Source organism: Nonomuraea sp. NPDC049784, assembly GCF_040659615.1.
GTDB lineage: Bacteria > Actinomycetota > Actinomycetes > Streptosporangiales > Streptosporangiaceae > Nonomuraea.
The window spans coordinates 1-9,315 of the sequence record NZ_JBFAMX010000405.1 but is presented as its reverse complement, the minus strand read 5'-3'; the positions used below and the strand labels follow the sequence as shown (position 1 = coordinate 9,315).

The following is a 9,315-nucleotide window of genomic DNA, read 5'->3' as shown; positions in this document are numbered from 1 at the left end:
GGTGGCGGGTCCAGAGGCCGAGGGACGATTCGCGGAGGTGCCCGAGCCCGTGCCGGGCCCGGATCAGGCGCCCCATATGCCGCAGGTCGCTGAAGTTCACGGACACGTGATGGACCTCCACGAGCGCCTGATCCGGGCCCGGCACGGGCTCGGGCACCTCCGCGAATCGTCCCTCGGCCTCTGGACCCGCCACCAATGCGCGCATGCGCGACCTCCCCGGCTCACAGATGCGGACTAGCGGTCCGCTTCGATGGCAGGGATAGTATGAGGACCGACGGTCCGTTTGCAAGCGAGGAGGGTGGAGTGCGATCAGACGCCACGCGCAACCGGGAGGCGATCCTGCGGGCCACGGAAGAGCTGCTCGCCACCCACGGCGCCGAGCACATCTCACTCGACCGGGTGGCCGCGGCGGCGGGTGTGGGCAAGGGCACGCTGTTCCGGCGCTTCGGCAGCAGGACCGGGCTCTTCCAGGAGCTGCTCGCCGAACGGGCCGCCGCGCTGGCGCTCGCCATCGAGTCGCCCGGCTCGGGGCTCGGGCCCGGCACACCGCCCAGAGAGCGGCTGCTGGCCTTCCTGGACGAGCTGGCCGAGCTCGCCCAGCGCAATCTCGCCCTCTTCGCCGCCCACGAGCGGGCCTGCGCCGATGACAAGTACCTCGATCCGACCTATCTGCGCTGGCACGCCCACGTGACCGCGCTGATCGCCGAGGCCGGGCCGGGCGGCGAAGGCCGCCTCGACGCGGAGTTCGCCGCCCACGCGCTGCTCGGCTCCTTCGACGCCGACCTGGCCCGGCACGTCATGGCGGACGGTGGAGTGGCCCGGCTCAAGTCCTCGGTCAGGGGCCTGGCCGAAGCCCTCCTCGCCTGAAACTACGGCTGCTCCTCGCCGAACGCGTCGGTCGCGGCCTGGCAGAACGCCTTGAGATCGTCAGGCTTGCGGCTGGTGACCAAAGTGTTCGGCCCTTCCGTGCACACCATGACCTCCTGGTCCACCCACGTCGCCCCCGCGTTGCGCAGGTCCGTCTGCAGACTGGGCCAGGAGGTGACGGTACGGCCTCGTACGACGTCCGCCTCGACCAGGGTCCAGGGCGCGTGGCAGATGGCGGCCACGGGCTTCCCCGTGTCGAAGAAGGCGCGGGCGAACTGCACGGCCTGCGGCACCATGCGCAGGATGTCGGGGTTCGCGACGCCTCCAGGGAGTACGAGGCCGTCGAATGAGCCCGGGTCGGCGTCGTCCACCGTTTCGTCCACGGCGAACCTGTCGGCCTTGTCCAGGTGGTGGAACGCCTGGATCTGGCCCGACCGGGTGGAGACGAGCTTGGGAGTGCCGCCCGCCTGCTTGACCGCCTTCCACGGCTCGGTGAGCTCTACCTGCTCGACTCCTTCGGGAGCGACCAGGAATGCGATGGTCTTGCCGTCCAACATGTGAACTCCCCCTTTGGGCTGCATCTCCTCTCCCCCTAACCGAGGGGGCCGGTTGTATGCGGGAGGCTCGTCCGAGGGGCGCGGCACCGCGTCGGTGCCAAGGTAGGTGAAAATTTACACCAGAAAAGGAAACGAGAATGAAACAATTTTCCGCCACGCGTTGACACGCGGTCTCCGTATGGTGTGCCTTTCTCTACACAGGAAACCCCCGCCTGAAGGTGAGGCACTTATGAGGAAATGGTTCGCGCGCCTGGCTGTGCTGGGCGTCGCGCTATTAGTAGCAGGTCAGGGCGCGACAGCGGCCCATGCTCAGGAACCTGCGGCGGGGAAGAAGATCGTCCGCATCGGGGCCACGCAGTCCATGGACTCTATGAACCCGTTCCTGGCAGTCCGTCTGGTCTCCACGTCGATCCACCGCTGGATGTACGGCTTCCTCACGGTGCCCGACTCCAAGACGCTGCAGCCCAGCCCGGACCTGGCCGAGTCGTGGACCACGTCGCCCGACGGGCTCACGTGGACGTTCAAGATCCGCCAGACCAAGTGGTCGGACGGCCAGCCGGTCACGGCCGATGACGCGGCGTGGACGTTCAACAAGATCATGACGGACGAGGCCGCCAAGACGGCCAACGGCCCGGCGGTGGAGAACTACGAGAGCGTCACGGCCAGCGGCCAGGACCTGACGATCAAGCTCAAGGCCCCGCAGGCGTCCATGCTGGAAAACCCGATCCCGATCATGCCCAAGCATGTCTGGGAGTCGGTCACCGACATGGCCAACTACGACGCCGAGAAGTACCCGACCGTCACCAGCGGCCCGTACATCGCGATCGAGCACAAGAAGGACCAGTACGTCAAGCTGCAGGCCAACCCCAACTACTGGCGGGGCAAGCCCAAGATCGACGAGCTGCAGGTCATCTTCTACGACAACCCGCAGGCCGCCGTCGCCGGCCTCAAGAACGGTGACATCGACCTGCTCGGCCGCATGGCCCCGCCGGAGTTCGAGGCCATCCAGAACGACCCGAACATCGAGGCGTGGAACACCCAGGGCCGCCGCGCGGCGTACCTGCAGATCAACCACGGCGCCACCACCACCGACAACAAGCCCGTCGGTGACGGCCACCCGGCCCTGAAGGACGTCAAGGTCCGCCAGGCGCTGCACTACGCCATCGACAAGCAGAAGCTGGTCGACGAGGTCCAGAACGGCCTGGCCAAGCCCGCCGACGGCTCGATCGTGCCGCCGATGTACAAGGACTTCTTCTGGGAGGCCTCCGGCGACGAGAAGGTCACGTACGACCCCGCCAAGGCCAACAAGATCCTCGACGACGCCGGCTACAAGAAGGGCGCCGACGGCGTCCGTACGATGCCCGACGGCAAGCGCAAGCTGGAGTTCCGCTTCAGCATCCACACCGACACCCCGATCGAGGACAAGCTCGCCGAGTACCTGACCGGCTTCTTCAAGGAGATCGGCGTCACGCTGACCACCAAGAAGCTCGACTCCAGCAAGTTCACCGAGGAGACGGGCGTCACCGGTCTGTTCGACATCGCGATCAGCGGCTGGTCGGTCAACCCCGACCCCGAGGAGGTCCTGGCCACGCACCTGTGCAGCCGCAGGCCGGCCCCGGGCGGCGAGGGCGGCGGCACCGAGTCGTTCTTCTGCGACGAGACCTTCGAGAAGCTCTACCAGGAGCAGCTGAAGGAGCTCGACCGGCCCAAGCGCGCCGAGACCATCAAGAAGATGGAGGAGCGGCTCTACACCGAGGCCCCGGTCATCGCGATCTACTACCCGAACGACCTCGAGGGCTACCGCAAGGACCGGATCACCAGCATCACCCCGATCCCTGAGGACAAGGGCCTCCTGTACGGCGGCAGCGGCTACTGGCCGTTCTACACCGTGGACGTCAAGGCCACGGCGGCGAGCGGCGGCAGCGGCGGCGGCGGCTCCAACACCGGCCTCATCGCCGGCATCGTGGGCGGCGTCGTGGTCATCGGACTGGCGGCCTTCTTCCTGACCAGGCGCCGCAAGAGCGTCGCCGACGAACGCGAATGACCACTCCGCTAGAAGCAGCAGAGCCCGCCGTCCAGGCGGCGGGCTCTGGTGACGAGCGCTCCACCCGCCGCGGCACGCTGCAGTACGCACTGTCCAAGGCCGGTGGGGCGCTGTTCAGCATCGCCATGGTGATCGTCGGGACGTTCTTCGTGTTCCGGCTGCTGCCCGGCGACCCGGTGCGGAACCTCGCGCAGGGCCGCAACATGACGCCGGACCAGCTCAATCTCGAACGCCACCGGCTCGGTCTGGACAAGCCGGTGCTCCAGCAGTTCTTCGACTTCGTGGGCAACACGCTCAGGCTCGACCTGGGCACGTCCTACGAGTACAAGCGGCCGGTCCTGGACCTGATCGGCGAGCGCATCGGCCCGACGTTGCTCCTCGCGGGCACGGGTCTGGTCATCGCCGTCAGCCTCGGGATCTGGCAGGGCACGCGGGCCGGATGGCGGCCGGGCACCAGGTCCGACCGCTTCTCCACCGGCGTGTCGCTGGTGCTCTGGTCGGTGCCCACGTTCTGGCTGGGGCTGCTGCTGATGATGGTGCTCGGTGTCGGCATCGGGCCCATTCCCGGCCTCTTCCCGTTCAGAGGCATCGAGAGCGTGGACGCGCCGGACGGCTTCGCGTACGTGCTGGACGTGGCCTCGCACATGGTCCTGCCGTGCCTGACCCTGGTGGGCGTGGTCTACGCCCAATACCTGCTGATCATGCGTTCGTCGCTGCTGGAGGAGGTCAGCCAGGACTACGTGACCGTGGCCAGGGCCAAGGGGCTCCGGGACGACGAGGTCCGGCGCCGCCACGCGGTGCCCAACGCCCTGCTGCCCACGGTGACGCTGGTGTTCATGCGCATCGGCTTCGTGGTCGGTGGCGCGGTCACCGTGGAGACGATCTTCACCTGGCCCGGGCTGGGGCAGCTGTTCTACCGTGCGATCAAGGTGCCTGACTTCACCCTCATGCAAGGGACGTTCCTGCTGATCACCGTGGCCGTGATCCTCATGAACACGCTGGCCGACGTGGTCTACCACATGCTCGACCCGAGAGTGAGGTCGGCATGACCAGCGTCGCCGCGGCCCGCAGAAGGCTCGCCGTGAGCCGGTTCTGGGCCGACTTCCGCACCCACAGAGCAGGCGTCGCCGGGATGGCGGTCCTGCTCATAGCCGTGGTGCTCGCACTGATCGCGCCGCTGTTCATCGACGAGAGCGTGACCAGCGTCGTCGATGCCACCGGCGACAAATTCGCCGCGCCGAGCCTGGACTTCCCCTTCGGGACCGACGAGTCCGGCCGCTCGATCCTGCTGATGGTCTGGTGGGGCTCGCGCACGTCGCTGCTCATCGGCTTCCTCGCCGCCCTGCTCAGCATCGTGATCGGCACGGTCATCGGCATCGCCGCAGGGCACTTCCGCGGATGGGTCGGCGGCGTGCTCATGCGGGTCACGGACTGGTTCCTGGTGCTGCCTTCGCTGGTGACCGCACTGGTGCTGGCGGCCATTCTGGGCGGCACCACGTTCACGGTGATCATGGCGATCGCGGTCACCTCCTGGCCGTCCACCGCCCGCCTGATCAGGGCACAGACGCTCGCCGTCGAGGCCAGGCCCTACATCGAGCGGTCGAAGGCGCTCGGCGCCGGGCACTGGCACATCACGACCAGGCATGTGCTCCCCAATGTGGCGCCGCTGCTGCTGGCCAGCACCACACTGGAGGTGGCCAGCGCGATCGTCACCGAGTCCACGCTGGCCTTCCTGGGCGCCAGCGCGAACAAGACGTCATGGGGGACCATGCTGCGCTCCTCCTACGACTTCGGCGCGGCCACGCAGGGCGCGTGGTGGTACATCCTCGTTCCGGGTCTGGCCATCCTCGTCGTCGTCATGGCGTTCACCTTGGTCGGGCGGGCTCTGGAGGCCGTGCTGAACCCGCGCCTCAGGAGGGCGGCATGACTCTTCTCGAACTCGATGACGTGTCGGTGACGTACCGGATCGCCTCGGGCGAGGTGCCCGCTGTGCGCGGTGTGTCGCTGACGCTCGACTCCGGAGCGGCACTCGGAGTCGCCGGCGAGTCGGGATCCGGCAAGTCGACGCTGGCCATGGCGCTGTTGCGGCTCCTGCCCCGCGACGCGCGCGTCGGCGGCCGGATCCTGCTCGACGGCGAGGACGTGCTCACCATGAAGTGGGGCCGCATGCGTGCCGTGCGGTGGGCCGAGGCCTCGATCGTGTTCCAGGGCGCGCAGCACGGGCTCAACCCGGTGCGCAGGATCGGCGACCAGATCGCCGAGCCGCTGCTCGTACACGGCCTGGCCAAGCCGGAGGCCGCCCGCAAGCGCGTGACTGAGCTGCTCGAACAGGTCGGACTGCCCGCGTGGCGGGCCCGCAGCTACCCGCACGAGCTGTCCGGCGGGCAGCGGCAGCGCGTGATGATCGCGATGGCGCTGGCCTGCTCGCCCCGGCTGATCATCGCCGACGAGCCGACCACCGCGCTCGACGTGATGGTGCAGGCGCAGGTCCTGACGCTGATCAAGGAGCTGGTCGCCGAGCACGACATCTCGCTGATCATGATTTCGCACGACCTGTCGGTCCTGGCGGACGTGTGCGACCAGCTCGCCGTCATGTACGCGGGCCGCGTCGTCGAACACGGCCCGTCCGCCGAGGTGTTCCACGACGCCAAGCACCCCTACAGCCGGGCGCTGGCGGCGGCGTTCCCCACGGTGGGCGACCCGGCCTCGCGGCTGGCGCCGAAGGGCCTCGGCGGCGACCCGCCGGACCCGATGCAGCTCCCGGGCGGCTGCGCGTTCCACCCGCGCTGCCCCGTGGCGCTGGACGAATGCGCGACGCTGGACGTGGAGCTGTGGCCCGCGGGCGAGCGCCGTACCGCCGCTTGCGTGCACGTACGCGAGAAGGAGGGGGCCTCATGACCGAGACGCAGACCACCACAGAGGCGGTCTCGACGGCCCGGCCGAGCCTGCTGGAGGCCCGCGACCTGCACGTGGAGTTCTCCGCGCGCGGGCGCCGCGCCAGGGCCGTGGACGGCGTGAACCTCGCCATCGGCGAGGGCGAGATCGTGGCGCTGGTCGGCGAGTCCGGCTGCGGCAAGACCACGCTGGCGCGCACGCTGCTCGGCCTCGAGCGTCCCACCTCGGGCGAGATCCGGTACGGCGGCGCCGCGCTGAACTACGGCTCCAAGGCGCTCAAGGCGTACCGCAGGCAGGTCCAGCTCGTCCTGCAGGACCCGATGGGCTCGCTCAACCCCAGGCACACCGTGTACGAGGCGGTCGCCGAGGGGCCGCGCATCCACGGCCTGCCGGACGAGCGGGAGGTCGTGACCGAGGCGCTGTCCAGGGCTGGGTTGCGGCCGCCCGACCGGTTCTTCCTGCGCTATCCGCACGAGCTGTCGGGCGGGCAGCGGCAGCGCGTGGTGATCGCCGGCGCGCTGGCGCTGAACCCCAAGGTGCTGATCGCCGACGAGCCGGTGGCCTCGCTGGACGCCTCCGTACGCGGCGAGATCCTCGCCCTGCTGCTCAAGCTCCGCGAGGAGCTGGGACTGTCGGCGCTGGTCGTCACCCACGACCTGGGCCTGGCCTGGAACATCGCCGACCGGGTGGCGGTCATGTACCTGGGCCGGATCGTCGAGTCAGGCCCTGTGGAGCAGGTCCTGACGGCGCCGCGGCACCCGTACACGCAGGCTCTGTTGTCGGTGCTGCCGGAGTCTCCCGAGCGGATCGTGCTCACCGGCGAGCCGCCGGACCCGACCAGGATCCCCGGCGGGTGCCGCTTCCACGCCCGCTGCCAGGTGCTCGCCTCCGGGAAGGCGGCCGAGGCGGGGGTGGACGCGAAGTGCCGGTCCGAGCTGCTGGACATCCTGCCCGCCGTCCCCGAGGCGCAGGCGGCCTGCTACTACGCGGACGCCGTCGGCTAGCCGAGGTCCGCGTCGTGGACGAGGATGGCGGCCTGGACGCGGTTGGCCAGGCCCAGTTTGGCCAGCACGCGGCTGACGTGCGCCTTCACCGTGGCCTCGGTCAGGTGTAGCTCGCGGCCTATCTCCGCGTTGGACAGGCCGCGGGCCAGCGCCCTGATCACGTCCTCCTCCCGGCCGGTGAGCTGGGCGAGCTGCCTGCGCGCGGTCTCGGCCCGTGAGGGCGCGCGATCCACGTACGCGGCGAGCAGGCGCTTGGTGACCGAGGGGGAGAGCATGGCCTGACCGCCGGCGACCGTGCGGACGGCGGCGGCCAGTTCCCTCGACGGGGTGTCCTTGAGCAGGAACCCGACCGCGCCCAGGCGCAGCGCCTCGTGCACGTACTCGTCGAGGTCGAACGTCGTCAGCATGATCAGCTTGGGCGCGTCCGGCTCGGACATGAGGCGGGCGGCGGCGGTCAGGCCGTCCATGCCCGGCATGCGTACGTCCATCAGGACGATCTCGGGCCGCAACCGTCGCACGGCGGAGACCGCCTCGGCGCCGTCCCGCGCCTCACCGGCGACCGCGATGTCGCCCGCCGCCTCCAGGATCAGCCGCAGCCCCGAACGGACGAGCTCCTCGTCGTCCACGACCAGAACCCGGATCACGCCGGGATCCTGGCGCTGACCAGGAAGCCGCCGCCGTCCTGGGCGCTGGTGCGCAGCGTGCCGCCGAGCAGCTCGACCCGTTCCCGCAGCCCCACCAGGCCCCAGCCCGCGCCGGGCAGCTCCTCGCCCGGTGACCCCGGCGCCTCGTTGCGCACCTCCACCTCCAGCTCGCCCGGCCCGTAGCGGATGAGCACGTCCGTGGCTGCGTCTCCCGCGTGCTTGTGCACGTTGGTGAGCGCCTCCTGCACCACCCGGTACGCGGTCCGCTCCACGGTCGCCTCGACCGGTCGCGCCTCGCCCTCGTCGTGCCTGGTCACCGCGATGCCCAGGGCACGGGACTGGTCGAGCAGCCGGTCGAGGTCGCCGAGGGTGGGCGGAGGCTGAAGCGCGGCTTCACGAGCGGGCGAGCGGAGGACTCCCAGCACGTCGCGCAGGTTCGTCAGCGCCTCCCGGCCGATCCCGCCGATCATGGCGGCCGCCCGCGCGGTCTCCTCGTCGGCCGCCCGCACCTCCAGCGCCCCGGCGTGCAGCACGATGAGCGAGACCCGGTGCGCGACGACGTCGTGCATCTCCCTGGCGATCCTGGCCCGCTCCTGCGCCCTGGCCTGTTCGGCCCGCATGACCTGCTCGCGTTCGATCCGCTTGGCCCGCTCCGCGGCCGCCTCTCGCGTGGCGCGTACGAAGAGGCCCAGGGCCAGCGGCAGCCCGATCACGACCAACGCCATCAGCACGGCGTTGCCCGAGGTGGCGGTCATCAGCCGGCGCGGGCCGCCCTGCTGCTCGCCTACCAGCGCGGCGGTCCCGCACACCACCAGACAGCCGCCGAGGTAAGCGGCGATGCGGCGCCTGCTCAGGGTCAGCCCCGCGTGGTAGGAGGCGAGCATCAGCGGCGGCCACATCACGAGCCAGGCGTACCCGACGGCGCCCACCGCCACCAGCGGCCACCAGGACCGCCGCACCTGCCACGCGGCCAGGCCCGCGGCCGCGGCGGCCGCGATCAGCACCGGGAGCGGCAGGTCGGAGGGCACGCCGATCTGTCCTCGCACCACGAGCAGCGAGGCCGCGAACACAGCTCCGCCGAGCAGCACGAACCGCATGCCTCACAGCGTATGGGTCATCCAGAAAGGGGTTTTACGACGAAAGTAGTAAGGACCGATCGACGATCGAGGCGTCCTCGGCGGCGGTCCGGGGCACCAGCCTGGCCCCATGCGTAAAACCCTCGCGACAGTCGCGATGTCCTTGGCGGTCCTCGCCGGAGCCGCTCCGGCGCAGGCCGCCGGCCTCGCCCTTCCGAAGCCGACCGG

General features: G+C 70.0%; 9 protein-coding genes and 1 pseudogene. 6 read left to right on the top strand and 4 right to left on the bottom strand.

Annotation, left to right across the window (positions count from 1 at the left end):
- Nucleotides 1-205 (bottom strand): annotated as a pseudogene (locus AB0J09_RS45170) (hypothetical protein); the annotation flags it as partial.
- Nucleotides 206-303: 98 nt separating this feature from the next.
- Between AB0J09_RS45170 and AB0J09_RS45165 the strand changes: the two are divergent.
- Entirely contained in the window at nt 304-867 is a 564-nt protein-coding gene (locus AB0J09_RS45165; protein WP_360705649.1) for a helix-turn-helix domain-containing protein, read from the top strand.
- A 2-nt stretch (nt 868-869) separates the two neighbouring features.
- Here AB0J09_RS45165 and AB0J09_RS45160 read toward each other — a convergent pair whose 3' ends face one another.
- Entirely contained in the window at nt 870-1,424 is a 555-nt protein-coding gene (locus AB0J09_RS45160; RefSeq protein ID WP_360705646.1) for a type 1 glutamine amidotransferase domain-containing protein, read from the bottom strand.
- 229 nt (nt 1,425-1,653) lie between these two features.
- Here AB0J09_RS45160 and AB0J09_RS45155 point away from each other — a divergent pair, with 229 nt between their 5' ends.
- Genes AB0J09_RS45155 through AB0J09_RS45135 form a run of 5 tightly spaced genes read left to right on the top strand, consistent with a single transcriptional unit; the run spans nt 1,654 to nt 7,367 of the window.
- Nucleotides 1,654-3,468: an ABC transporter substrate-binding protein gene (locus AB0J09_RS45155; RefSeq protein WP_360705643.1), complete on the top strand. Its 1,815-nt coding sequence runs from the start codon at nt 1,654-1,656 to the stop codon at nt 3,466-3,468.
- Nucleotides 3,465-4,517: an ABC transporter permease gene (locus AB0J09_RS45150; RefSeq protein WP_360705641.1), complete on the top strand. Its 1,053-nt coding sequence runs from the start codon at nt 3,465-3,467 to the stop codon at nt 4,515-4,517. Before AB0J09_RS45155 ends, AB0J09_RS45150 begins: the two co-directional genes overlap by 4 nt.
- The gene (locus AB0J09_RS45145; protein ID WP_360705638.1) at nt 4,514-5,395 is read left to right on the top strand and encodes an ABC transporter permease; all 882 of its coding nucleotides are present in this window, start codon (nt 4,514-4,516) and stop codon (nt 5,393-5,395) included. Before AB0J09_RS45150 ends, AB0J09_RS45145 begins: the two co-directional genes overlap by 4 nt.
- Nucleotides 5,392-6,366 carry an ABC transporter ATP-binding protein gene (locus AB0J09_RS45140; RefSeq protein WP_360705635.1) on the top strand — a complete coding sequence of 325 codons (975 nt, stop codon included), beginning with the start codon at nt 5,392-5,394 and terminating at the stop codon, nt 6,364-6,366. The genes AB0J09_RS45145 and AB0J09_RS45140 overlap by 4 nt, the downstream gene beginning before the upstream one ends.
- A complete protein-coding gene (locus tag AB0J09_RS45135; protein ID WP_360705632.1) occupies nt 6,363-7,367 on the top strand; it encodes an ABC transporter ATP-binding protein in 1,005 nt (334 codons plus the stop codon). Before AB0J09_RS45140 ends, AB0J09_RS45135 begins: the two co-directional genes overlap by 4 nt.
- Here the strand turns inward: AB0J09_RS45135 and AB0J09_RS45130 are convergent.
- Nucleotides 7,364-8,011, bottom strand: a complete 648-nt coding sequence (locus tag AB0J09_RS45130; protein ID WP_360705630.1) for a response regulator transcription factor — start codon at nt 8,009-8,011, stop codon at nt 7,364-7,366. The genes AB0J09_RS45135 and AB0J09_RS45130 overlap by 4 nt on opposite strands.
- Complete coding sequence (locus AB0J09_RS45125; protein WP_360705627.1) at nt 8,008-9,108, bottom strand: histidine kinase; 1,101 nt, start codon at nt 9,106-9,108, stop codon at nt 8,008-8,010. The genes AB0J09_RS45130 and AB0J09_RS45125 overlap by 4 nt, the downstream gene beginning before the upstream one ends.
- Nucleotides 9,109-9,315 lie beyond the last annotated feature (207 nt).

What these genes read in the sequence shown, in the direction of transcription:
- AB0J09_RS45125 (WP_360705627.1), bottom strand. Translation starts at nt 9,108, where the DNA reads ATGCGGTTCGTGCTGCTCGGCGGAGCTGTGTTCGCGGCCTCGCTGCTC.
- AB0J09_RS45155 (WP_360705643.1), top strand. Translation starts at nt 1,654, where the DNA reads ATGAGGAAATGGTTCGCGCGCCTGGCTGTGCTGGGCGTCGCGCTATTA.
- AB0J09_RS45160 (WP_360705646.1), bottom strand. Translation starts at nt 1,424, where the DNA reads ATGTTGGACGGCAAGACCATCGCATTCCTGGTCGCTCCCGAAGGAGTC.
- AB0J09_RS45140 (WP_360705635.1), top strand. Translation starts at nt 5,392, where the DNA reads ATGACTCTTCTCGAACTCGATGACGTGTCGGTGACGTACCGGATCGCC.
- AB0J09_RS45145 (WP_360705638.1), top strand. Translation starts at nt 4,514, where the DNA reads ATGACCAGCGTCGCCGCGGCCCGCAGAAGGCTCGCCGTGAGCCGGTTC.
- AB0J09_RS45135 (WP_360705632.1), top strand. Translation starts at nt 6,363, where the DNA reads ATGACCGAGACGCAGACCACCACAGAGGCGGTCTCGACGGCCCGGCCG.
- AB0J09_RS45150 (WP_360705641.1), top strand. Translation starts at nt 3,465, where the DNA reads ATGACCACTCCGCTAGAAGCAGCAGAGCCCGCCGTCCAGGCGGCGGGC.